Source organism: Pseudomonas sp. GW821-FHT01E05, from assembly GCF_059422425.1.
This window is the reverse complement of sequence record NZ_JBWKWW010000010.1, coordinates 119,773-142,738: the sequence shown is the minus strand read 5'-3', so window position 1 is coordinate 142,738 and position 22,966 is coordinate 119,773. Positions and strand designations below refer to the sequence as shown.

General features: G+C 59.9%; 25 protein-coding genes. 14 read left to right on the top strand and 11 right to left on the bottom strand.

Annotated features, from left to right (window positions below; genetic code table 11):
• Window positions 1-32 precede the first annotated feature (32 nt).
• Together AC07W5_RS21935 and AC07W5_RS21930 are read left to right on the top strand one after the other, a co-directional pair.
• Window positions 33-518, top strand: a complete 486-nt coding sequence (locus AC07W5_RS21935) for a chemotaxis protein CheW (protein WP_008024622.1) — start codon at window positions 33-35, stop codon at window positions 516-518.
• On the top strand, window positions 519-911 hold the full coding sequence (locus AC07W5_RS21930; protein WP_495024325.1) for a DUF2802 domain-containing protein: 393 nt from the start codon (window positions 519-521) through the stop codon (window positions 909-911).
• Between the two features lie 171 nt (window positions 912-1,082).
• On the opposite strand, the gene AC07W5_RS21925 is transcribed toward AC07W5_RS21930, so the two are convergent.
• Both AC07W5_RS21925 and fliK read right to left on the bottom strand, forming a co-directional pair.
• Window positions 1,083-1,412 carry an EscU/YscU/HrcU family type III secretion system export apparatus switch protein gene (locus tag AC07W5_RS21925; protein ID WP_495024324.1) on the bottom strand — a complete coding sequence of 110 codons (330 nt, stop codon included), beginning with the start codon at window positions 1,410-1,412 and terminating at the stop codon, window positions 1,083-1,085.
• Window positions 1,409-2,980: a flagellar hook-length control protein FliK gene (gene fliK / locus AC07W5_RS21920; RefSeq protein WP_495024323.1), complete on the bottom strand. Its 1,572-nt coding sequence runs from the start codon at window positions 2,978-2,980 to the stop codon at window positions 1,409-1,411. Before fliK ends, AC07W5_RS21925 begins: the two co-directional genes overlap by 4 nt.
• Window positions 2,981-3,229: 249 nt before the next feature.
• Here fliK and ccmA point away from each other — a divergent pair, with 249 nt between their 5' ends.
• The 11 genes from ccmA to AC07W5_RS21865 all read left to right on the top strand — a co-directional run bounded on the left by ccmA (window position 3,230) and on the right by AC07W5_RS21865 (window position 11,608).
• Window positions 3,230-3,811 (top strand): cytochrome c biogenesis heme-transporting ATPase CcmA, encoded by a 582-nt coding sequence (gene ccmA, locus AC07W5_RS21915; RefSeq protein ID WP_494994191.1) that lies wholly within the window; start codon window positions 3,230-3,232, stop codon window positions 3,809-3,811.
• Window positions 3,808-4,476 carry a heme exporter protein CcmB gene (ccmB, locus tag AC07W5_RS21910; RefSeq protein WP_494994190.1) on the top strand — a complete coding sequence of 223 codons (669 nt, stop codon included), beginning with the start codon at window positions 3,808-3,810 and terminating at the stop codon, window positions 4,474-4,476. The genes ccmA and ccmB overlap by 4 nt, the downstream gene beginning before the upstream one ends.
• A 76-nt stretch (window positions 4,477-4,552) precedes the next feature.
• The gene (locus tag AC07W5_RS21905) at window positions 4,553-5,308 is read left to right on the top strand and encodes a heme ABC transporter permease (protein ID WP_494994189.1); all 756 of its coding nucleotides are present in this window, start codon (window positions 4,553-4,555) and stop codon (window positions 5,306-5,308) included.
• Window positions 5,305-5,481, top strand: coding sequence for a heme exporter protein CcmD (ccmD, locus tag AC07W5_RS21900; protein ID WP_494994188.1), 177 nt, complete (start codon window positions 5,305-5,307; stop codon window positions 5,479-5,481). Before AC07W5_RS21905 ends, ccmD begins: the two co-directional genes overlap by 4 nt.
• Window positions 5,478-5,933 (top strand): cytochrome c maturation protein CcmE, encoded by a 456-nt coding sequence (ccmE, locus tag AC07W5_RS21895; protein WP_494994187.1) that lies wholly within the window; start codon window positions 5,478-5,480, stop codon window positions 5,931-5,933. Before ccmD ends, ccmE begins: the two co-directional genes overlap by 4 nt.
• Window positions 5,934-5,936: 3 nt before the next feature.
• Window positions 5,937-7,925, top strand: coding sequence for a heme lyase CcmF/NrfE family subunit (locus AC07W5_RS21890; RefSeq protein WP_494994186.1), 1,989 nt, complete (start codon window positions 5,937-5,939; stop codon window positions 7,923-7,925).
• Window positions 7,922-8,458, top strand: coding sequence for a DsbE family thiol:disulfide interchange protein (locus AC07W5_RS21885; protein WP_495024322.1), 537 nt, complete (start codon window positions 7,922-7,924; stop codon window positions 8,456-8,458). Before AC07W5_RS21890 ends, AC07W5_RS21885 begins: the two co-directional genes overlap by 4 nt.
• Window positions 8,455-8,928 (top strand): cytochrome c-type biogenesis protein, encoded by a 474-nt coding sequence (locus AC07W5_RS21880; protein WP_495024321.1) that lies wholly within the window; start codon window positions 8,455-8,457, stop codon window positions 8,926-8,928. The genes AC07W5_RS21885 and AC07W5_RS21880 overlap by 4 nt, the downstream gene beginning before the upstream one ends.
• A complete protein-coding gene (gene ccmI, locus AC07W5_RS21875) occupies window positions 8,921-10,129 on the top strand; it encodes a c-type cytochrome biogenesis protein CcmI (protein WP_495024320.1) in 1,209 nt (402 codons plus the stop codon). The genes AC07W5_RS21880 and ccmI overlap by 8 nt, the downstream gene beginning before the upstream one ends.
• A gap of 14 nt (window positions 10,130-10,143) precedes the next feature.
• Window positions 10,144-10,542 carry a hypothetical protein gene (locus AC07W5_RS21870; RefSeq protein WP_495024319.1) on the top strand — a complete coding sequence of 133 codons (399 nt, stop codon included), beginning with the start codon at window positions 10,144-10,146 and terminating at the stop codon, window positions 10,540-10,542.
• A gap of 496 nt (window positions 10,543-11,038) precedes the next feature.
• Window positions 11,039-11,608, top strand: coding sequence for a hypothetical protein (locus AC07W5_RS21865; protein ID WP_494994293.1), 570 nt, complete (start codon window positions 11,039-11,041; stop codon window positions 11,606-11,608).
• A 276-nt stretch (window positions 11,609-11,884) separates the two neighbouring features.
• Here the strand turns inward: AC07W5_RS21865 and AC07W5_RS21860 are convergent, their stop codons facing one another.
• The 8 genes from AC07W5_RS21860 to gcl all read right to left on the bottom strand — a co-directional run bounded on the left by AC07W5_RS21860 (window position 11,885) and on the right by gcl (window position 21,450).
• Window positions 11,885-12,883, bottom strand: coding sequence for a sulfate ABC transporter substrate-binding protein (locus AC07W5_RS21860; RefSeq protein WP_494994181.1), 999 nt, complete (start codon window positions 12,881-12,883; stop codon window positions 11,885-11,887).
• A 91-nt stretch (window positions 12,884-12,974) separates the two neighbouring features.
• Window positions 12,975-13,799, bottom strand: coding sequence for an ion transporter (locus AC07W5_RS21855; RefSeq protein WP_495024318.1), 825 nt, complete (start codon window positions 13,797-13,799; stop codon window positions 12,975-12,977).
• A 21-nt stretch (window positions 13,800-13,820) separates the two neighbouring features.
• On the bottom strand, window positions 13,821-14,735 hold the full coding sequence (locus tag AC07W5_RS21850) for an urea transporter (RefSeq protein WP_494994179.1): 915 nt from the start codon (window positions 14,733-14,735) through the stop codon (window positions 13,821-13,823).
• Between the two features lie 144 nt (window positions 14,736-14,879).
• Window positions 14,880-16,295: a pyruvate kinase gene (gene pyk, locus AC07W5_RS21845; RefSeq protein WP_495024317.1), complete on the bottom strand. Its 1,416-nt coding sequence runs from the start codon at window positions 16,293-16,295 to the stop codon at window positions 14,880-14,882.
• Window positions 16,285-17,565 carry a glycerate kinase type-2 family protein gene (locus tag AC07W5_RS21840; RefSeq protein WP_495024316.1) on the bottom strand — a complete coding sequence of 427 codons (1,281 nt, stop codon included), beginning with the start codon at window positions 17,563-17,565 and terminating at the stop codon, window positions 16,285-16,287. The genes pyk and AC07W5_RS21840 overlap by 11 nt, the downstream gene beginning before the upstream one ends.
• Window positions 17,566-17,712: 147 nt before the next feature.
• Complete coding sequence (locus tag AC07W5_RS21835; protein ID WP_495012191.1) at window positions 17,713-18,603, bottom strand: 2-hydroxy-3-oxopropionate reductase; 891 nt, start codon at window positions 18,601-18,603, stop codon at window positions 17,713-17,715.
• A gap of 146 nt (window positions 18,604-18,749) precedes the next feature.
• On the bottom strand, window positions 18,750-19,532 hold the full coding sequence (hyi, locus tag AC07W5_RS21830; protein ID WP_495024315.1) for a hydroxypyruvate isomerase: 783 nt from the start codon (window positions 19,530-19,532) through the stop codon (window positions 18,750-18,752).
• Window positions 19,533-19,674: 142 nt separating this feature from the next.
• Window positions 19,675-21,450, bottom strand: a complete 1,776-nt coding sequence (gcl, locus tag AC07W5_RS21825; protein ID WP_495024314.1) for a glyoxylate carboligase — start codon at window positions 21,448-21,450, stop codon at window positions 19,675-19,677.
• 266 nt (window positions 21,451-21,716) lie between these two features.
• On the opposite strand from gcl, the gene AC07W5_RS21820 reads away from it, so the two are divergent.
• A complete protein-coding gene (locus tag AC07W5_RS21820) occupies window positions 21,717-22,157 on the top strand; it encodes a GlcG/HbpS family heme-binding protein (protein ID WP_494994173.1) in 441 nt (146 codons plus the stop codon).
• Window positions 22,158-22,307: 150 nt separating this feature from the next.
• Here AC07W5_RS21820 and AC07W5_RS21815 read toward each other — a convergent pair whose 3' ends face one another.
• Window positions 22,308-22,766 carry an REP-associated tyrosine transposase gene (locus AC07W5_RS21815; RefSeq protein WP_495012188.1) on the bottom strand — a complete coding sequence of 153 codons (459 nt, stop codon included), beginning with the start codon at window positions 22,764-22,766 and terminating at the stop codon, window positions 22,308-22,310.
• Window positions 22,767-22,966 lie beyond the last annotated feature (200 nt).

The following is a 22,966-nucleotide window of genomic DNA, read 5'->3' as shown; positions in this document are numbered from 1 at the left end:
ACCGCACAGGCGGTTTTTCGAGGGGTCAGGGTATGAATGATAAGGCGTCGTCTGCAAAAGGTTCCGAAGATCCGATCCTGCAATGGGTAACCTTCAAGCTGGACAATGAAACCTACGGCATCAACGTTATGCGCGTTCAGGAAGTCCTGCGTTACACCGAAATCGCCCCTGTGCCGGGTGCGCCAAGCTACGTGCTGGGCATCATCAACCTGCGCGGCAATGTGGTCACCGTGATCGACACCCGCCAGCGCTTTGGTCTGATGAACGCCGAGATCAGCGACAACACCCGTATCGTGATCATCGAAGCCGACAAACAAGTCGTCGGGATCATGGTCGACAGCGTGGCGGAAGTGGTTTACCTGCGTCAGTCCGAGATCGAAACCGCGCCAAACGTCGGTAACGAAGAGTCGGCCAAGTTCATTCAGGGCGTGTGCAACAAGAACAACGAGTTGCTGATCCTGGTCGAGCTGGACAAGATGATGAGCGAAGAAGAGTGGTCGGAACTGGAGAGTATCTGATTGATTCTCGAGGTTGCTGTGATTGTGCTGGGGCTCCTCTGGGTAGGGACCCTGGCAATTTTCCTGGCTTACACCCGTAAACAGCGGCAGCAGGCCATCCTCAAGGCTCAGGGTGATGCGTTGCGTGATCAGCGCATCAAGGATCTGGCAAAGCGCGTTGACGATTACCAGAACGGTAGCGTGCGCATGGGCGAGGACTTGCACAAACTGCGCGCGGTGGTCAGGCCGTTGCCGGACAAACTGACCCAACTGGAGCAGCGCGATCCGACCAGCCTGTCATTTGCCCAGGCTGCACGCCTGGTCGGAATGGGCGCCAGCGTCGACGAATTGACCCAATCCTGCGGATTGACCCAGGCCGAAGCCGAGTTGATGAGCAAGTTGCATAAGGGTTAAAAAAGTGACGCGGTCAACGTAGCAGCTGCCGAAGGCTGCGTTCGGCCGCGGAGCGGTCGCAATCCGGCCGCCTCGGTTATCCTGATATACCGCAAGCAGTGAATTTACGACTGCTGCGCAGCCGAACGCAGGCTTCGCCAGCTGCTACGGGGCCTGCGTTCATCTTGCTGATCAATAATCCTCCCCGCGATCTGTCACATCCCGCTCCACCCTCTGCGCCTGCGGGTCATGGCCTTCGGGGAACTTGCCTTTCAGGTTCCAGGCAAAGGCGATGATCTCGGCGATGGTCCGGTACAACGCCTCCGGGATGCTGTCACCCAGTTCCATTCTTGCCAATAGTCTTACAAGCTCGGCGTTTTCGTAGATCGGCACTTCATAGTCGCGGGCGATTTTCAGGATCGCTTCGGCCAGTTCGTCGTCGCCCTTGGCGGTGAGGGTCGGGGCCTGGTGGCCATCGTATTTGAGGGCGATGGCCTGGCGGGGTGGGGTGGAGTTTTTCATGCGGTTTCGTCGACCCAGCGTTGTTCGAGACGGGTTTGATTGCCTTGGGGCGCAGTGCCGAGGTGGCAATTCAGGTCGCCTACATTGAGCCCCGACGCCAATAACCGGGCGCGCAAACTGCCCAAATGACTCTCGATCAGGCTGGCGGTGTAGGGGCGTTCGGCCCAGAGCTGGCTGGAGAGCTTTCCCGAAACCAGCTGCGCCTGAACCTGCAGCGGCCCGAGGGGCTCCATGTCGAAGGCCAGCTCAACTCGCCACAACCGCTGTTTTGGCTCGCGCTCGGCGGGTTTTTCGTTGTGTTCCTTTGTCGATGCGTCTTCGCGCTGGAACTTGACCTGCAGCGGCACAATGTCTTGCTGGTTGCGCATGGGGATTTCCAGCTGCCAAGTGGTTTGTAGATTGCCATTGGCGGTGATACCCGTCTGCTCCAGGCTCGACAGTTGATGGCTTTGCAGGCGCGAAACGGCCGCAGCGGCTAAACGCAGCAAGTGTTCCAGGTCGCCTTCGCCCTCCAGGCTTTGCAGTAAGCGTGAGGGTAGAGGGAAGCTGGTTGGCTGGGGTTTGGCGCTGACCTGACCGAGGGTGCCGAGGGCGCTGCGTACAAAACCTGGAAGCACCTGAGCCAGGGTATTGGCGGCGATGATCGCGTTGAAACTGGTGTTGCCCGGCAGGTCGGGGGTGATTTGCGCAATCAATCGCAGCAGATTGCCTTTCATGTCCGGTGTCAGCGACGGGTTCTGACCGGCGAGTAATTTCGCTTCAAGGAACAGACCGCTGTTGACCAGTGCCTGGGCCAGTCCTTTTGGCGTGCTCAGTTGCTGAGCGTCCGGCAACCCGGCCAGCAACTGGTCGATCGCGGCGCGCAAGTCGGCCGATGTCGCGTCGGACGGCACCTGGTTTTGCAGCGCGTTGATCAGCCCGTCCAGCGAGCCCTGGCGGCTTTGTTGGGCGATCAATTGTTGCGCCACGGCCAGCTGTTCCTGGCGACTGCTCAGCGGCACGAAGCTGAGGGTTTGCGAATCCTGGACCATGGCACTGAGCAACGTGCCGATGCGCAACGGCTGTGGGCTGTCAATGCTCAAGGTGCTACCACTGAGCGCGGTGTTGAGCAAACTCACCAGCGAGCGATACACCGCCGGTTGGCCAGTGGCTTGCGGCATCAGTTGGGTGGTCAGTACCTTGCCTTGCAACAAGGTGCCGACCGGTAATTGTGAAGTGTCCAGGCGGGTGAGGGTGGCGACGTTAGAGGCGATGGCCTGCTGCACCGTGATCGCCAGATTGCCGGCCGACGGTTGGCTCACCGCCAGGCTGGTGCCTTGCGGCAGCGGCTGGTTGCTGGTGGCCTGAACCGTGGTCTGGCGACCGCTGTCGAGGGTGACCTTAAGCAGCAACTGAAAAGTCTGATCCGCTTGTTTGAGCGACAGCACTTCAGCCTTGGCGGTTTGCCCAGCGGCGATCAAGCCTTCCAGCGGTTGCGCAAGCGTGAGCAACTCACCACTCACCACGGCCGGGCGCATGACGCCGGGGCTTGGCTGCGGCAGCGGGAGGATGTTCATTTCGCCTGTCATCGGGTCGCAGCCTGTGGAAATTGCCCTCTTGAGGGCGGGGTACAGCATGTATAATGCCGCCCCGTTATCAGCGGAGTGCTAAAAACATCGCAAATGTTTGACGCAGCTCTCTAGTACAGGCCGCTAATACATCTATTCTGCATCACTATAACGGCCGTTCCACCGCCGACTTGAACCGTAAAGGCCCGCGATCTCTTGACCAGCCCTCTTCTAGAAGCCGTAGCGCTCGCCTGTGAGCGAGACTGGCGGATGCTCTTCGAAAACCTCGAATTTCGTCTGGCGGGCGGCGACATGTTGCAGATCAGCGGCCCCAACGGCAGCGGCAAGACCAGTCTGCTGCGCCTGCTCGCCGGGTTGATGCATCCGACCAGCGGCCAGGTGCTGCTCAATGGCCAGCCGTTGACCGCGCAGCGCAGCGAACTGGCGCGCAACCTGCTGTGGATCGGCCACGCTGCCGGGATCAAGGATTTGCTGACCCCGGAAGAAAACCTCAGCTGGCTCTGCGCCCTGCATCAGCCGGCCAGCCATGAGGCCATCCGGGAAGCGCTGGCAGCGGTGGGCTTGCGCGGTTTCGAGGATGTGCCGTGTCACACCTTGTCCGCAGGTCAGCAGCGCCGCGTGGCCCTGGCCCGGCTGTATCTGGACAGCCCACCGCTGTGGATCCTTGACGAACCCTTTACCGCCCTCGACAAACAAGGTGTGGCGCAGTTTGAAGAGCATCTGGCCGTTCACTGTGAAAAGGGCGGGATGGTGGTGTTGACCACTCACCACACCTTGAACCGCATGCCTGCCGGTTATCGTGACATCGATTTGGGGCGCTGGGCCGTATGAGTGTTTTCGGACTACTGGTCGCCCGTGAGGCGCGGTTGTTGTTTCGGCGTCCGGCGGAACTGGCCAACCCTCTGGTTTTCTTCGCAATCGTCATCGCATTGTTTCCGTTGGCGGTCGGTCCTGAGACTCAATTGTTGCAAACCTTGTCTCCGGGGCTGGTCTGGGTAGCGGCCTTATTGTCCGTCCTGCTCTCGCTGGACGGGCTTTTCCGCAGTGATTTCGAGGATGGATCACTGGAGCAGTGGGTCCTTTCGCCGCACCCTCTGCCTCTTCTGGTTTTGGCCAAGGCACTGGCACACTGGGCGTTTTCCGGCCTGGCACTGGTTTTGCTCGCACCGTTACTAGCCTTGATGCTCGGTTTGCCTACCGCCTGTCTGCCGGTGTTGCTGCTTTCCCTGTTGCTGGGTACACCGGTGTTGAGCCTGCTCGGTGCGGTGGGCGCGGCGCTGACGGTTGGGTTGAAGCGTGGTGGACTCCTGCTGGCGCTGTTGATTCTGCCGTTGTACATCCCGGTATTGATTCTCGGCAGTGGCGCCTTGCAGGCGGCATTGCAGGGCATGCCGGCGACCGGGTATCTGCTGTGGCTTGGTAGCCTGACTGCCTTGGCGATAACCCTGACACCCTTTGCAATAGCCGCTAGTCTGAAGATCAGCGTCGGCGAATAATGAGGTCTGGTCAGTTTTGATCAGTAAAGACCCTGGCGGCTCGTGATAGCGAGCAGCAACCGTGATGGAAACAGTAATGAACTGGACTTGGTTTCATAAGCTCGGCTCGCCCAAGTGGTTTTACGGCATCAGCGGCAAACTGCTGCCTTGGCTGAGTGTTGCGGCGTTGCTGCTGATTGGCGTCGGTGTGGTCTGGGGCCTGGCGTTCGCGCCGCCGGACTACCAGCAAGGCAACAGCTTTCGGATCATCTACATCCACGTCCCGGCCGCCATGCTGGCGCAGTCCTGCTATGTGATGCTGGCGGTGTGCGGCATTGTCGGACTGGTGTGGAAGATGAAACTGGCCGATGTCGCGCTGCAATGCGCAGCACCGATCGGTGCCTGGATGACCGCCGTGGCGCTGCTCACCGGGGCGATCTGGGGCAAGCCGACCTGGGGCTCGTGGTGGGTCTGGGATGCACGACTGACGTCCATGCTGATTCTGCTGTTCCTGTACTTGGGTCTCATTGCGCTGGGCAATGCCATCAGCAATCGTGACAGCGCGGCCAAGGCCTGTGCGGTGCTGGCAATCGTCGGTGTGATCAACATACCGATCATCAAATACTCGGTGCAATGGTGGAACACACTGCATCAAGGTGCGACATTCAGTCTCACTGAGAAACCGGCCATGCCCGCCGAAATGTGGCTGCCGCTGCTGCTGACGGCACTGGGTTTCTATTGTTTCTTCGGTGCGGTGCTGTTGTTGCGCATGCGCCTTGAAGTGCTCAAGCGTGAAGCCCGCAGCAGCTGGGTCAAGGATCAGGTGCTGAATACTCTGGAGGCTGCACGATGAATTTTGCATCCTTCGGTGATTTTCTCGCCATGGGTCATCACGGTTTATATGTCTGGTCAGCCTATGGCATCTGCTTTGCAGTGCTGGCCCTCAACGTCGCGGCGCCGGTCCTGGCCCGCAAACGTTATCTGCAACAAGAGGCGCGTCGTCTGCGCCGGGAGAACGGCAAGTGAATCCGCTGCGTAAAAAGCGTCTATTGATCATCCTCGCGATCCTGGTAGGGGTCGGAAGTGCCGTTGGCCTGGCCTTGAGCGCCTTGCAGCAGAACATCAATCTGTTCTATACCCCGACCCAGATCGTCAACGGCGAAGCGCCGCAAGACACCCGCATTCGTGCCGGCGGTATGGTCGAGAAGGGTTCGCTGCAACGCTCCGGGGATTCTCTGGACGTGAAATTCATCGTCACCGACTTCAATAAATCCGTCACCATCACGTATCGCGGCATCCTTCCGGATCTGTTCCGCGAAGGGCAGGGCATTGTCGCCCTCGGCAAGCTCAATGGTGATGGCGTGGTTGTGGCCGACGAAGTGCTGGCCAAGCACGACGAGAAGTACATGCCGCCGGAAGTGAGCAAGGCCCTGAAAGACAGCGGTCAGTCGGCGCCTTCACCAGCCAAAGAGGGTTAATCGATGACTTCCGCACTCTTTATTCCCGAGCTGGGCCACCTGGCAATGATCCTGGCCCTGTGCTTTGCCATCGTTCAGGCCATCGTGCCGTTGCTGGGTGCCTGGCGCGGTGATCGGCTGTGGATGGGCCTGGCTCAGCCGGCGGCCTGGGGGCAGTTTACCTTTCTGGTATTCGCTTTCGGCTGCCTGACCTACGCCTTCATGACCGATGACTTCTCTGTCGCCTATGTCGCCAGTAACTCCAACAGCACCTTGCCCTGGTACTACAAGTTCAGCGCCGTATGGGGTGCCCACGAAGGTTCGTTGCTGCTCTGGGCGCTGATCCTCGGTGGCTGGACCTTCGCAGTGTCGGTGTTCTCCCGGCAGTTACCGCAAGTGATGCTGGCGCGGGTGCTGGCAGTGATGGGCATGATCAGCACTGGCTTCCTGCTGTTCCTGATCCTCACCTCCAACCCGTTCGCGCGCATCCTGCCGCAGGTTCCTACCGACGGTCGCGACCTCAACCCGTTACTGCAAGACATTGGTTTGATCGTTCATCCGCCAATGCTCTACATGGGTTATGTCGGTTTCTCCGTGGCGTTCTCCTTTGCCATCGCTGCCTTGCTTGGCGGTCGTCTTGATGCGGCCTGGGCTCGCTGGTCGCGGCCATGGACCATCGTCGCCTGGGCCTTCCTCGGTGTTGGCATCACCCTCGGCTCCTGGTGGGCCTACTACGAACTCGGCTGGGGTGGCTGGTGGTTCTGGGACCCGGTGGAAAACGCTTCCTTCATGCCTTGGCTGGTCGGTACCGCGTTGATTCACTCGCTGGCCGTTACCGAAAAACGTGGCGTGTTCAAAAGCTGGACCGTGCTGTTGGCCATTGCCGCATTCTCCCTGAGCCTGCTGGGAACCTTCCTGGTGCGTTCCGGCGTGCTGACTTCGGTGCATTCCTTCGCCTCTGATCCTGCGCGCGGCGTGTTCATCCTGATCTTCTTGCTGTTCGTGGTCGGCGGTTCGCTGACGTTGTTCGCGTTGCGTGCACCGGTGGTCAAGAGCCATGTCGGCTTCAACCTGTGGTCGCGGGAAACCCTGCTACTGGGCAACAACCTGGTACTGGTCGTCGTCGCGTCAATGATTCTGCTCGGCACCCTGTACCCGCTGGTGCTCGATGCCCTGACCGGCGCCAAGTTGTCGGTCGGCCCGCCGTACTTCAATGCGCTGTTCATTCCGTTGATGGCGCTGCTGATGGTGGTGATGGCGGTCGGGATGCTGGTGCGCTGGAAGGACACCCCGGTCAAATGGCTGGGGAGCATGCTCACCCCGGTGCTGCTCGGCAGTGCCGCGCTGGCCGTGGTGGCCGGCATCGCATATGGCGACTTCAACTGGGCCGTGCTGGCCACCTTCATGCTCGCTGCCTGGGTGTTGTTGGCCGGTGTGCGAGACATCTTCGACAAAACCCGCCACAAAGGCCTGATCAAAGGTCTGCCAACCCTGACCCGTAGCTATTGGGGCATGCAGGTTGCGCACCTTGGGATCGCGGTCTGCGCCTTGGGCGTGGTGCTTTCCAGCCAGAACAGTGCTGAGCGTGATTTGCGTCTGGCGCCGGGCGAATCCATGGACCTGGCCGGTTACCATTTCATCTTCGAAGGCGCCAGGCACTTCGAAGGCCCGAACTTCACCTCCGACAAAGGCGCTATTCGTGTCATTCGCGACGGCAAGGAAGTCACCGTGCTGCACCCGGAAAAACGTCTCTACACTGTGCAGAACTCGATGATGACCGAAGCCGGGATCGACGCCGGTTTCACTCGTGACCTGTACGTTGCCCTGGGCGAACCTCTGGGCGATGGCGCCTGGGCGGTCCGGGTGCACGTCAAACCGTTCGTGCGCTGGATCTGGTTCGGTGGCTTGCTCACTGGTCTTGGTGGCTTGCTGGCGGCGCTGGATCGACGTTATCGGGTCAAGGTGAAAAGCCGTGTGCGGGAAGCACTGGGCATGTCGGGAGCCACTGCATGAAGCGTTGGATAATGTTGTTGCCGCTGGTGTTGTTTCTGGTGGTGGCTGTGTTCCTCTACCGAGGGCTGTACCTGGACCCGGCCGAGCTGCCGTCGGCGATGATTGGCAAGCCATTCCCGACGTTCTCGTTGCGGTCTGTGCAAGACAGCAAGACCCTGACCCGGGCCGATCTAATCGGCAAACCGGCGTTGGTCAACGTCTGGGCCACCTGGTGCGTTTCCTGCCGGGTCGAACACCCGGTGCTGAACAAACTGGCCCAACAGGGCGTGCTGATCTACGGCATCAACTACAAGGACGACAATGCCGCGGCATTGAAGTGGTTGAGCGAGTTTCACAACCCGTATCAGTTGGATATCCATGACGGGGAGGGCTCACTGGGCCTGAACCTCGGTGTGTATGGCGCGCCGGAAACCTTCTTCGTCGACAGCAAAGGCATCATCCGCGACAAGTACGTGGGGGTGATCGACGAAGCGGTCTGGCGTGAAAAACTGGCCGCCAAATATCAGGCGCTGGTCGATGAGGCCAAGCCATGAAGCGCTGGATAGCCGCGGCCGTTCTCGGCCTGAGCATCGTAGGTGTGGCTCACGCCGCGATCGACACTTACGAGTTCGCCAATGACGGCGACCGCGAGCGTTTTCGTGAGCTGACCAAAGAGCTGCGTTGCCCCAAGTGCCAGAATCAGGACATCGCTGATTCCAACGCACCGATTGCCGCTGATTTGCGCAAAGAGATTTTCCGCATGCTCGGCGAGGGCAAAGACAATCAGCAGATCATCGACTTCATGGTCGATCGCTACGGCGATTTCGTGCGCTACAAACCGGCCCTGACCTCGAAAACCGCGTTGCTCTGGTTCGGTCCGGCGGGGCTGTTGCTCGGTGGTGTGGTGATCATTGGCGTGATCATCCGCCGGCGTCGCGTACAGCGCACTGATGCCCCGTATACGCTTTCCTTTGATGAGCGCAAGCGCCTCGATCAACTTTTGGATAACGATAAGAATGATTGATTTCTGGCTCGCTGCAGGTCTGCTCTTGTCAGTTGCCCTGAGTTTTCTGCTGATCCCTGTTTTACGCGGCCGCCGTGCCCAGCGTGAAGAGGATCGTACCGCGCTGAACGTTGTGCTTTACCAGGAGCGCGTGGCTGAGTTGCAAACTCAGCAGGAAGAGGGCGTACTCACTCCAGTGCAAATGGACACCGGCCGCGCGGAAGCGGTCCGTGAACTGCTGAACGACACCGAAGGCGCCGACACCGCGCGGGTTTCGCGTTTGGGCAAGCCGCTGCCGTTGCTGGCGGCGATACTGGTGCCGGTGTTGGGCCTTGGTCTGTACCTGCATTTCGGTGCCAGCGACAAGGTCGAACTGACCCGCGAATTCGCCCAGGCGCCGCAATCAATGGAAGAGATGACCCGCCGTCTTGAGCGTGCCGTCGCCGCGCAGCCGGACTCGGCTGAAGGCCTGTACTTCCTCGGTCGAACCTACATGGCCCAGGATCGCCCGGCGGATGCGGCGAAGATCTTCGAGCGCACCGTGGCGTTGGCCGGTCCTCAGCCGGAACTGCTCGGCCAATGGGCTCAGGCGCAGTACTTTGCCGATAACAGAAAATGGTCGGACAAGGTTCAGGCGCTGACTGACAAAGCGCTGAAGGCTGACCCGAAAGAAGTCACCAGCCTTGGCCTGCTGGGCATCGCCGCCTTTGAAGGCGAGCGTTATCAGGACGCCATCGACTACTGGAATCGTTTGCTGGCGCAACTGCCGCCAGATGATAACTCCCGTACTGCGCTGCAAGGCGGGATCGCCCGGGCCAGTGAAAAACTGCAGGCCAGTGGTGGCAAAGTCGCTCAAGCCCCGGCGGTTGTGGCGAAGGTTGCGGCACTGCTCAAGGTTCGTGTCGATCTGGCGGCGGATCTGAAAGCCAAGGTCCAGCCGGGCGACAGTGTATTCATCTTCGCCCGCGCCACCTCCGGCCCACCTGCGCCATTGGCCGCCAAGCGTCTGACCGTTGCTGATTTGCCTGCGACCGTCGAGTTGGGGGATGCCGACGCGATGATGCCGCAGTTGAAACTGTCGAACTTCCCTGAAGTCCAACTGGTTGCGCGCATCTCCCGCGCCGGCCAACCGACTGCCGGCGAATGGATCGGTCGCAGCCAGCCCTTGGCCAGCAGCACCACAGCGTCGCAACAACTGACCATCGACAGCCCGGATAAATAACAGAGAAGTCGCTTATGACCACCATCGCTCGTATCACTCTGCTCAGTCTGGTCCTGGGATTAAGCGCATGTGCGGTCCAGCAGCCGACCACCTTGCCACCCATCCCGCCTTCGGGGCCGGGCACTCAGCCGGTTCCAGCAAAAAAGCCCGGTACGCCGACGACACCCTCGAAACCCGCCAAGTCGCTGCCACGCACGTCCGCCAGCTTCGCCCCACCACCGGGCGGTAATAGCCATTGGGATGCGCGATTGGGTGTCTACGTCCTCGACGATCAGACCAACACCTTCTACCGCCAGCGCACTTACTACCGCTGGAACAACGGCTGGAGCCGCTCCGTCAGCCCGAACGGGCCTTGGGAAGAGACGGATATCCACGGCGTGCCATCGGGATTGGGGCGTCAGTTCCACGATTGAATCGCGTTGCGTGGCCGGTAAGGATCGCAGCCTGGCGACAGTTCCTACACCCACCGAGTACCCCCTGATTCATGGGGGGGCGCGGAACTTGCAGGATAGGGCCGGGCGGCGCTTCGCTTGCTGGCGAAGCTTTTGAGCATTACACAGCCGCCAGCGACCCTTTCCCGGATACACTCAAAAACCGCACCAACGCCAACGGCGCAAGCGTGCTGCCGATGATCACGATTCACAACCGCCCACCCGGATCGTGCAGTGCACTGGCGATCGCAGCACCAAAGGCGCGCCGCTCACCTGTGTCCGACGTCAGCGTCCGATGAAACATTCGCTCAAATCTCGTTAGATAGCTTGCTTGTGCTATCTACACTCTATGAATGTGACCGGCTCTCCAGCGTCTCTCTTGGATGTTTCCTCACAGGAAGCCAAACCCATGAATCAGATTTGCAGCAGCGTGATACGAAGTACGGCACTGGCGTGGGCCATCATTTTATTGGCATTGATGCCCGCAGGCGCCGCTCAGACCCAGGACGCTCCGGGTATGCGTGTCGCCGTACGCGGTGAAATCATCGAGGTCGCCGGGGACGTGATGCAGGTGCGCGCCAATAGCGGAGAAAACGTGACCATCAACCTCACCCCGAACACCGTGGTGCGCGCGGTGACCCTGGCCAACATCGAAGACATTAAACCTGGCAGCTACATCGGTTCGGCCGCGGTGCCGCAGGCGGATGGGACGCTCAAGGCGCTGGAAGTTCATGTGTTCCCCCCACAAATGGCTGGCACCGGCGATGGCCATCGACCCTTCGATCTGGTCAAGGGCAGCAGCATGACCAATGGTAGCGTCGGTGATCTGGTGGTCAGCAACGGGCGCACCCTGACGGTCAATTACAAGGGCGGCCAACAGACAATCCTGGTGCCGGATGACGTGCCCATCGTCAACCTGGCTCCGGGCGATCGCAGCCTGCTCAAGGTTGGGGTCAAAGTTGTGTTGTTCGCCTCGCAAAGCGTCGATGGTACGCTGACTGCTCAATCGATTTCGGCCGGCAAGGATGGCGTGACGCCACCGATGTGAGCATCTTTCCGGCATGAAAAAGGCGACCCGAAGGTTAATGCCAGTCAGTTAAGACATTACGCGAACCGTAGCAGCTGGCGAAGCCTGCGTCCGGCTGCGCAGCAGTCGTAAAACAGTCACTGCGGTATTCCAGACAAATCGTGGAAGCAGGATTTGCGATGGCTTCGCCGTCGGACGCAGCCTTCGGCAGCTGCTACGGGGGACAGTGCTGAACCTGAAATTCCTTAACTGACTGGCATTGACCCGAAGGTCGCCTTTTTCATGGGAGCCCAGCGCTTATTGCCCGCTGTAGACCTGATCGAAAACTCCACCATCGTTGAAGTGGGTCTTCTGCACGGTTCGCCAGTCACCGAAGGTTTTCTCTACCGAGAGGAAGTCGACTTTCGGGAAGCGGTCGGTGTACTTGGCCAGGACCTTCGGGTCGCGTGGTCGCAGGTAGTTGGCGGCAGCGATTTCCTGACCTTCTGGAGACCAGAGGTACTTCAGGTATTCGTCCGCTGCGGCGCGGGTGCCTTTTTTGTCGACGACTTTATCGACCACGCTCACTGGTGGCTCTGCTTCGGCGGAGACGCTTGGATAGATCACTTCGAACTGGTCGCGACCGAATTCGCGGGCAATCATTTCGGCTTCGTTTTCGAAGGTCACCAGCACGTCGCCAATCTGGTTGGTCATGAAGGTCGTGGTGGCGGCGCGGCCACCGGTGTCGAGTACCGGCGCTTGCTTGAACAGCTTGCCGACGAATTCTTTGGCCTTGTTTTCGTCGCCGCCGTTTTTCAGTACGTAGCCCCACGCCGAGAGGTAGGTGTAGCGGCCGTTGCCGGAAGTTTTCGGGTTCGGCACGATGACTTGCACGCCGTCTTTTAGCAGGTCCGGCCAGTCTTTCAGGGCTTTCGGGTTGCCTTTGCGGACGATGAACACGGTGGCCGAGGTAAACGGCGCGCTGTGGTCCGGCAGGCGGGTGACCCAGTTGTCGGGAACCAGTTTGCCATTGTCGGCCAAAGCGTTGATGTCGGTGGCCATGTTCATCGTGATGACATCAGCCGGCAGGCCGTCGATGACCGACCGGGCTTGTTTGCTGGAACCGCCGAAGGACATCTGCAGGGTGATGTTTTCGTTGTGCTCGGCTTGCCAGTGTTTCTGGAAGGCAGTGTTGTAGTCTTTGTAGAAATCTCGCATCACGTCGTAGGAAACGTTGAGCAGGGTCGGTGCGGCCTGAGCCACGCTACCCAAGGCCAGGCCAGCGGCCAAAAGTGAGGCGCTAAAGAGTCTTTTCACTGCGCATTCCTTGTTCTATTAAAAGTGATGCAAGTTGCCAGCGACTATAGCCGGGGCTTCATATCTCTTTAAAGATTAAAAAGAACTTTGCTTATTCTATTTTTTTGAATAGCGCATTGCCGCAACGTGAACAGAACGCTGCGTCGTGTTCATGATTGTTTTTTGGGCACACCGGGCAGTTGTGCTGCAACTGGGCGCCGCGCATGGCGCTGGCCAGTTCCGCAGTGAAAATCCCGGTGGGCACGGCGATGATCGAGTAGCCGGTGATCATCACCATGGCCGAGATCACTTGTCCCAGTGACGTCTTGGGCACGATATCGCCATAACCGACGGTGGTCAGAGTGACGATCGCCCAGTAGATCCCCTTGGGGATGCTGGTAAAGCCGTGTTCAGGGCCCTCGACCACGTACATCAGCGTTCCGAACACGGTCACCAGGGTGCAGACGCTGAGCAGGAACACGAGGATTTTCTGTTTGCTGCCGCGCAGGGCATCCAGCAGGTAGTTGGCCTGTTTCAGGTACGGGCCGAGCTTGAGTACGCGGAAAATCCGCAGCATCCGGATGATCCGGATGATCAGCAGGTACTGAGCGTCGCTGTAGTACAGCGCGAGGATCCCCGGGACGATGGCCAGCAGGTCCACCAGTCCGTAGAAGCTGAAGGCGTAACGCAGCGGCTTGGGCGAGCAGTACAGACGCAAGCCGTACTCGATGACGAAGATGACCGTGAAGCCCCACTCGATGTAGGCCAGCAGGTCTGCGTAGTTTTGATGGACGCTGTTGATGCTGTCGAGGATCACGATCACCAGACTGGCGAGGATGATTAACAGCAGTGCGCTGTCGAAACGTCTTCCGGCCATCGTGTCGGTCTGGAAAATCATGACGTAAAGCGGTTCACGCCAGTTGTTGCTGCTGTTCATGGAGAGCGCCTGAAGCAATGATCAGCGCAGCCTAGGGTGATTGTCCCTGATAGCGCAAGGCGCACTGTCCACGGCGGCCTGACGCAGTACGCGGGTGCCGGCGCGGATCAGCCAGCAAGCGAGGATGAAAGGCGCGGTGAGCGCCGATAGGCCCAAGGCGCTGAAGCCGGGTGTCAGCAGTATGGCCAGGGCAATGCCGAACAACGGTAGCCAGGGTTGGCGACGTTGCTGGCTGAAGGCAAGGGCGGCGAGCACTGCGTTGTAACCGCTCAAACCCAGCAGCGCGTTTGACGTTTCGTGATGCAGCAAGGCAAAGCACAGACCCGCGGCAGAACCCAGCAGCGCCCATAAGAAAGCGCGGCGGTCGGCGATCAGCAATCCGATAGCAATCAGTGCACCGGCCAGCGGATGACCCAGAAACATGACCTGACCAAGCCCTTTCAACGAGGCTGCGACCAGGTTGAGGGTGTTCATTTCAATCAAGGGTGCAGGAGACTGGGGTGCAGCAAAGTTCAGGAGTAACCAGCTCAATCCAACGAAGGGCGCGGTGTAGGCGGGCAGGCAATGCTGATCGCGGGCGCGCTTGAGCCATTGCTGAGTGAGTATCGCACTCAGGCCACCGCAGGCGATGATCAGCGGCGGCAACATCGCTGACCAGGGGAAATAAAGGCTCAGCAGCAAGCCGAGCAAAACACCGTTGTAACTGAACAGACCGGCCTGACGCTCAGCCTTGGCATAACCGCGACGTTGCGCGGTGAGCAACCCGGCGACACCGCCCAGCAGCGCACCGCCGAGCAAGGCTGGAGCAGTAAACAGAATGGCCAGCAGGCACAGCAGACCAAACAGCGGATGGCGCTGGAGGAAAATCTGGCTGAAGCCGTTGAGCAGGGCAGTGGCCCAGTCGGGGCAGTGGGTGTTGAAGTGGTTTGAGGGCATTTCGAGTCTATGTCTGGTAAACCGAGGCGCCCCCATCGCGAGCAGGCTCGCTCCCACACTGAATCTTTGTTCAGTTGTCAGATCTGCGAACAACACAAATCAAATGTGGGAGCGAGCCTGCTCGCGATGAGGCCGGAACAGGCGCTAAATCAACGTCTCGATGCGCAACGAGTTAGTTGATCCCGGCTGACCGAAAGGCACGCCCGCGGTGATCAACAACGTGTCGCCACGCTTGGCCATGCCTTGCGCCTGGGCGATTTCCAGGGCCGTGGAGCAAACTTCGTCAACCTGACGCAATCGATCATTGACCACCGAGTGCACACCCCAGGCCACGGTCAGGCGGCGTGCGGTTTGCAGGTTTGGTGTCAGGTTGAGAATTGGCACTGTCGGTCGTTCCCGCGCTGCCCGCAAACTGGAGCTGCCGGATTCGCTGTAGTTCACCAGCACCGCCACTGGCAGGATGCTGCTGATGCGGCGGATCGCACAGCTGATGGCGTCGGACACCGTGGCTTCGGCCTGAGGCCGGCCGACGTCCAGTTGCGCCTGATAATCCGGGCCGCTTTCGACCTGGCGGATGATCTTGCTCATCATCTGCACCGCTTCCAGCGGGTAATCACCGGACGCGGTTTCTGCCGAGAGCATCACCGCGTCGGTACCCTCGGCCACGGCGTTGGCAACGTCAGTGACTTCGGCGCGGGTCGGTGCCGGGGAGAAGCGCATCGACTCGAGCATCTGCGTCGCCACCACCACGGGTTTGCCGAGCTGGCGGCAGATAGTGATGATGTTCTTCTGAATCTGCGGCACGCTTTCGGCCGGCACTTCCACGCCCAGATCGCCACGGGCAACCATGATCGCGTCGCTTAGCCCGGCAATTTCTCGCAAGTGTTCGACGGCTGACGGCTTCTCGATTTTCGCCATCAGAAAGGCTTTGTCGCCGATCAGTTCGCGGGCTTCGAGGATGTCTGCCGGACGCTGCACAAACGACAGCGCTACCCAGTCCACACCCAGCTCCAGGCCGAAGCTCAGGTCGCGACGGTCCTTGGCGGTCAGTGGGCTCAATTCGAGCAGGGCTTGCGGGACGTTGACGCCTTTACGGTCAGACAGCTCGCCGCCGTTGAGCACCGTAGTGTCGATGGCATCGGCATGTTTGGCGGTCACTCGCAGGCGTAGCTTGCCGTCGTCCAGCAGCAGGTCCATGCCCGGTTCCAGCGCGGCGATGATTTCCGGGTGGGGCAGGTTGACCCGGCGTTGATCGCCGGGCGTTGCGTCCAGGTCCAGACGCAGGGCTTGACCGCGCATCAGTTGAACCTTGCCCTCGGCAAACTTCCCGACCCGCAGTTTCGGACCTTGCAGGTCCATCAGAATCCCCAGCGGGTAATTCAGCTGTTGCTCGACTTCGCGAATCCACTGGTAGCGCTGAGCATGATCAGCGTGGTCGCCATGGCTGAAATTGAGGCGAAAGATGTTCACCCCGGCTTCGACCAGCTCACGGATATCGTCGATTCCGTCTGTGGCAGGGCCAAGGGTGGCGAGGATTTTGACCTTCTTGTCAGGCGTCATGTTTAGGGCTCTCGAGAATCAGGATGGCGCGAAAGTCGTTGACGTTGGTGCGGGTCGGTTCGGTGACGATCAACGCATCCAGCGCGGCGAAGTAGCCATAGCCGTTGTTGTTGTCCAGCTCATCGCTGGCGCTCAGACCCAGGGCGGCGGCGCGAGCGTAGCTGTCCGGGGTCATGATGGCGCCGGCATTGTCTTCGGAACCGTCAATGCCATCGGTGTCGCCGGCCAGCGCATAGACGCCGGGCAGACCCTTGAGGTTATCGGTGAGGCTGAGCAGGAACTCGGCGTTGCGCCCGCCGCGGCCATTGCCGCGCACGGTGACGGTGGTTTCACCGCCAGAGAGAATCACACACGGCGCCGCCAGTGGCTGGCCGTGGAGCACAACCTGGCGTGCGATCCCGGCGTGGACCTTGGCCACTTCCCGGGACTCGCCTTCCAGGTCGCCGAGAATCAACGGGCTGAAACCGGCCTGACGAGCTTTCACCGCCGCCGCTTGCAACGATTGCTGCGGTCGCGCGATCAGCTTGAAATGACTGCGGGTCAGGCCCGGATCACCAGGTTTGACCGTTTCCGATTCGGCGCTTTGCAGCCAGCTGCGCACGGTCGCCGGAACATCAATGGCATAGCGCTTGAGAATAGCCAGGGCTTCGGCCGAGGTGCTCGGGTCGGCCACGGTCGGCCCGGAGGCGATCACCGTTGCCAGGTCGCCCGGTACATCGGAAATCGCGTAGGTGTAGACCGTCGCTGGCCAGCAGGCCTTGGCCAGACGGCCGCCCTTGATCGCCGAGAGGTGCTTGCGTACGCAGTTCATCTCGCCGATGGTGGCACCGGATTTGAGCAGGGCTTTGTTGATCGACTGTTTGTCGGCAAGCGTGATCCCGGCCGCCGGCAGTGCCAGCAATGCCGAGCCGCCGCCCGAGAGCAGGAAGATCACCCGGTCGTCTTCAGTCAGATCGCTGACCAGTTCCAGCACCCGTTTTGCCACGGCCAGACCGGCCGCGTCAGGCACCGGGTGGGCGGCTTCGACTACTTCGATTTTGTCGCAAGGGGCGCCGTGACCGTAGCGGGTCACTACCAGTCCCGAGACTTCGCCCTGCCAGCAACGCTCGACCACTTGCGCCATGGCCGCGGCGGCTTTACCCGCGCCAATCACGATCACCCGACCACTTCGATCGCTGGGCAAATGGGCTTCAAGGACGTGCTGCGGGTGGGCGGCGTCGATGGCTGTAGCGAACAGCTCACGCAGGAATTGTTGCGGATCGACCGACATGGCGGGCTCCCAATCTTATTGTTTTGGCTGATCGTTCCCATGCTCTGCGTGGGAATGCCTCAATGGACGCTCTGCGTCCGCTTCGGCGGTGACGCGGAGCGTCACGGGATACATTCCCACGCAGAGCGTGGGAACGATCGGGTTGGTTTATTTATCGCGAATCGAGAAATTCGCCATGTGCTCAAGACCTTTGATCAGCGCCGAGTGGTCCCAGTTACTGCCACCGATGGCCGCGCAGGTGCTGAACACTTGCTGAGTGTTGGCGGTGTTGGGCAGGTTGATGCCCAGCTCGCGAGCACCGGCCAGGGCCAGGTTGAGATCCTTCTGGTGCAGGCTGATGCGGAAGCCAGGATCGAATGTGCCTTTGATCATGCGCTCGCCGTGGACTTCGAGGATCTTTGACGAAGCGAAGCCACCCATCAGTGCTTCACGGACCTTGGCGGGATCAGCACCGTTTTTCGAGGCGAACAGCAGGGCTTCAGCAACCGCCTGGATGTTTAGCGCGACGATGATCTGGTTCGCCACTTTGGCGGTTTGACCGTCGCCGTTGCCACCGACCAGGGTGATGTTCTTGCCCATGCTCTGGAACAGTGGCAGAGCGCGTTCGAAGGCCTGGCTGTCGCCGCCGATCATGATGCTCAACGTGGCAGCCTTGGCGCCGACTTCACCGCCGGACACCGGGGCATCGAGGTATTGCGCGCCTGTTTCGTTGATTTTTGCAGCGAAGGCTTTGGTCGCGGTTGGTGAGATCGAGCTCATGTCGATCACTATCTTGCCTGGACCGACACCGGCAGCCACGCCATCGGCGCGGAACAGCACGTCTTCGACCTGCGGGGTGTCCGGAACCATGATGATAATGAACTCAGCTTCCTGAGCGACTTCTTTCGGGTTCGCCAGAGCGACCGCGCCAGCGGCCACCAGGTCGGCAGGTGCGGGGTCGTGGTGCGCCGAGAGGTACAGGCTGTGACCGGCTTTTTGCAGGTTCAACGCCATTGGGTGGCCCATGATGCCGGTGCCGATAAATCCGATTTTAGCCATGAGAAAATCCTCTTGTTTTTATTGCTTTATCACAAAATTCGTGGAGTGTCAGTGAGGCCGCTTCGCGGGCGAGCCTCGCTCCTACAGAGGGGCTCGTTCGACGTAGGAGCGAGGCTTGCCGCGATGAACGATGAGGCGGTCTTCAGTCAAATCGCGTTATGGGTTTTCAACCAGCCCAACCCGGCTTCAGTCGTGGTCAGCGGCTTATATTCACAGCCGACCCAGCCCTGGTAACCGATGCGGTCCAGGTGTTCGAACAGGAAACGGTAGTTGATCTCGCCAGTGCCCGGTTCGTTACGCCCCGGGTTGTCGGCGAGCTGGATGTGATTGATCTCGTCCAGATGGTCGGCCATGGTCCGGGCCAGGTCGCCCTCCATGATTTGCATGTGGTAGATGTCGTATTGCAGGAACAGGTTGTTGCTGGCGACCTGCTCGCGAATCGACAGGGCCTGAGCGGTGTTGTTCAGGTAGAAGCCCGGAATGTCGCGGGTGTTGATCGCCTCCATCACCAGCTTGATGCCCACTGCTTGCAGCTTGTCGGCGGCGTACTTGAGGTTGGCGACGAAGGTCTTTTCAACGGTGGCAGCGTCCAAGCCTTGTGGGCGGATGCCGGCCAGGCAGTTGATCTGGGTATTGCCCAGCACTTTCGCGTAAGCGATCGCCAGATCGACACCCGCGCGGAATTCTTCGACCCGATCCGGCAGGCACGCGATACCGCGTTCGCCCTTGGCCCAGTCACCGGCCGGCAGGTTGAACAGCACTTGGGTCAGACCGTGGGCATCGAGCTGCGCCTTGATTTCGACGGAGCTGAAGTCATACGGGAACAGGTATTCGACACCACTGAAGCCGGCCTTGGCGGCAGCTTCGAAGCGGGCAAGAAAATCCTGCTCGGTAAACAGCATGGACAGGTTGGCTGCGAAACGCGGCATGGTGGTCTCCTGTAAGGATTCATCGTTCCCACGCTCTGCGTGGGAATGCATCCGGTGACGCTCTGCGTCACCTAACGGCTGGACGCGGAGCGTCCGGGGCGGCATTCCCACGCGGGAGCGTGGGAACGATCCTTCAACGCAATCAGTCGAGCAACGAAATCGCCGTCGGCGCATCGCTGCCGACCAGCGCCAGATCTTCGAATTCGTTGACGGCGTTGATCTCGGTGCCCATGGAAATGTTGGTCACGCGCTCCAGGATAATCTCGACGATCACCGGAACCTTGAACTCCTCGATCAGCTCTTCGGCCTTGCGCAGGGCAGGGGCGATGTCAGCCGGTTCGAAGACGCGCAGAGCCTTGCAACCCAGGCCTTCGGCAACCGCGACATGGTCGACACCGTAGCCGTTGAGTTCCGGAGCGTTGAGGTTGTCAAAGGACAGCTGCACACAGTAGTCCATGTCAAAACCGCGCTGTGCCTGACGGATCAGCCCCAGATAGGAGTTGTTCACCACGACGTGGATGTACGGCAGTTTGAACTGCGCGCCCACCGCCAACTCTTCGATCATGAACTGAAAGTCATAGTCGCCGGACAGCGCCACGACTTTGCGGCTCGGGTCAGCCTTGACCACACCCAGCGCGGCCGGAATGGTCCAGCCCAACGGGCCGGCCTGACCGCAGTTGATCCAGTGACGCGGTTTGTAGACGTGCAGGAACTGCGCGCCGGCAATCTGCGACAGACCGATGGTACTGACGTAGCAGGTGTCCTTGCCGAACACCTGGTTCATCTCTTCGTATACGCGCTGCGGCTTGACCGGCACGTTGTCGAAGTGGGTCTTGCGGTGCAGGCTGGCCTTGCGCTGCTGGCAGTCTCGCAGCCAGGCGCTGCGGTTTTTCAGTTTGCCGGCAGCCTGCCATTCACGCGCGACTTCGATGAACACCGTCAGCGCGGCAGCGGCATCGGAAACGATGCCCAGGTCCGGGGTGAACACGCGGCCGATCTGGGTCGGTTCGATGTCAACGTGGATGAATTTGCGGCCTTCGGTGTACACGTCCACCGAACCGGTGTGACGGTTCGCCCAGCGGTTACCCACACCCAGTACCACGTCGGATTTGAGCATGGTCGCGTTGCCATAGCGGTGCGAGGTTTGCAGACCGACCATACCGACCATCAACGGGTGATCGTCAGGGATGGTGCCCCAGCCCATCAGGGTCGGGATTACTGGAATGCCGGTCAGCTCAGCGAACTCCACCAGCAAGTCACTGGCATCGGCATTGATGATGCCGCCACCGGCGACCAGCAATGGCCGTTCAGCCTGATCGAGCATGGCCAGGGCTTTCTCGACCTGCACGCGATTAGCCGTTGGTTTGGCCAGCGGCAGCGGTTCGTAGGCGTCGATATCGAATTCGATTTCTGCCATCTGTACGTCGAACGGCAGATCGATCAGCACCGGGCCAGGGCGGCCGGAGCGCATTTCGAAAAAGGCTTTCTGGAAGGCATAGGGCACTTGGCCCGGTTCCAGAACGGTGGTCGCCCACTTGGTCACTGGCTTGACGATGCTGGTGATGTCGACCGCCTGGAAGTCTTCCTTGTGCATACGGGCCCGGGGTGCCTGGCCGGTGATGCAGAGGATTGGAATCGAGTCGGCCGAGGCGCTGTAGAGCCCGGTGACCATGTCGGTACCGGCAGGCCCGGAAGTACCGATGCACACGCCGATGTTACCGGCTTTAGTGCGGGTGTAGCCCTCGGCCATGTGCGAGGCGCCTTCAACGTGGCGAGCGAGGACGTGATCGATGCCGCCGACCTTTTGCAGGGCGGAGTACAGCGGGTTGATGGCTGCACCGGGGATGCCAAAAGCGGTATCAACCCCTTCGCGGCGCATCACCAGAACGGCGGCTTCGATTGCTCTCATTTTGCTCATGGTTTTGTGCCTCTTAGGTTTTGTAATTGTATACAAGTGGCTTTGCGCAGAGTGTATTCACGGCAGACGGCGCAGGTCAATCCATTTTATCAAGCGGCTGTTTCATTCGTCAGAAGCCAGAAGTACTGTGGCTTTTCGTCGCACAAGCAGCTTTTCGATAATTATTGTATACAAAAAAATAACTCATTGTGTTCTATTTGTCGCGTCGGGCTTCTCAAGAAAAAGAAACCCAAAGGCTTTCCCCTAACAAGATAAGGACGGCACCCATGAGCGCTTTAACCTTGAAAGACGCAGTTAGCCTGACTGGTCGAGCCATTGCTGCGGGGCGCAAGATCGCCGCGGCACCGCTGACCATCGCGGTACTTGATGCCGGAGGGCATCTGGTGACCTTGCAACGTGAAGATGGCGCGAGCCTGCTTCGCCCGCAGATCGCCATCGGCAAAGCCTGGGGCGCGATTGCTTTGGGCAAGGGTTCACGGCTATTGGCGCTGGACGCGCAGCAGCGGCCGGCCTTTATCGCCGCGCTCAATAGCCTGGGGCAGGGCAGCGTGGTGCCGGCGCCGGGCGGGGTGTTGATTCGCAATCAGCAGGGTGTGGTGATTGGCGCCATTGGCATCAGCGGCGATACCTCTGACATCGACGAGCAATGCGCAATCAGCGCCATCGAGGCGCAGGGGTTGCAGGCGGATGCGGGTGTGACTGCTTGATCAGTGGTGCCTGATCGATAGCAATAGTGAGCAAGCGAACGTCGCCCGGCCCGTCCCACATTAAATCTGTGTTAGCCGAGAATCCGGCAGATGAACTCAGTCTGGTGTGGGAGCGGGCTTGCTCGCGATGGGGGCAACTCGGCCTATTGGCTAAACCCAAATCGCATCCCAAAGCGGATAGTCGCCAATCCGCTTCACAAGTCCTGCCCGCATTGGGTTGGCCACGACATAACGCGCGACTCGTCTCAAACCCTCTTCATGGCGCACGGCGTGATCATGGTAACTCTGTTGCCAAAGGCTTCCAGTTCGCCCAGTGGCAGTGTTGACCGCTCGAGTACTAAAGGATTTGGTCCGGCACATCAGCTCACCCAAAGAATCTTGGTGCAGTTCAACAAGCCAGTGGAAATGATCCGGCATGACTACCCACGCCAGAGAACTTGCCAGTCCTTGTTCCTCAGCCTTTCTGAATTGATGAACCACTAGCCGACCCAGGGTGTAATCCCTGAAAACAGGCTCGCGATTGAGAGTGTTCGCGGTAAGCAGATAGATTCTGTTTTGTTCGGCATAGCGACCGATGCGCAAGCGATGTGATGCTGGCAGTTCAGGCATTCCGTTGCCCTTTCTGTAGAAAATTTACTGAAAGGGTAGATCGGTGAATGCCGGGTAGTGGTGTGGACCTTTAGCTGGATGTGTCTGGTAGATGGCTATCGCGAGCAAGCCCGCTCCCACATTAGATCAGTGTTGGCCACGAATCTTCGGCTGAACTCGTTTTAGTGTGGGAGCGGGCTTGCTCGCGATTGAGGGCGCCG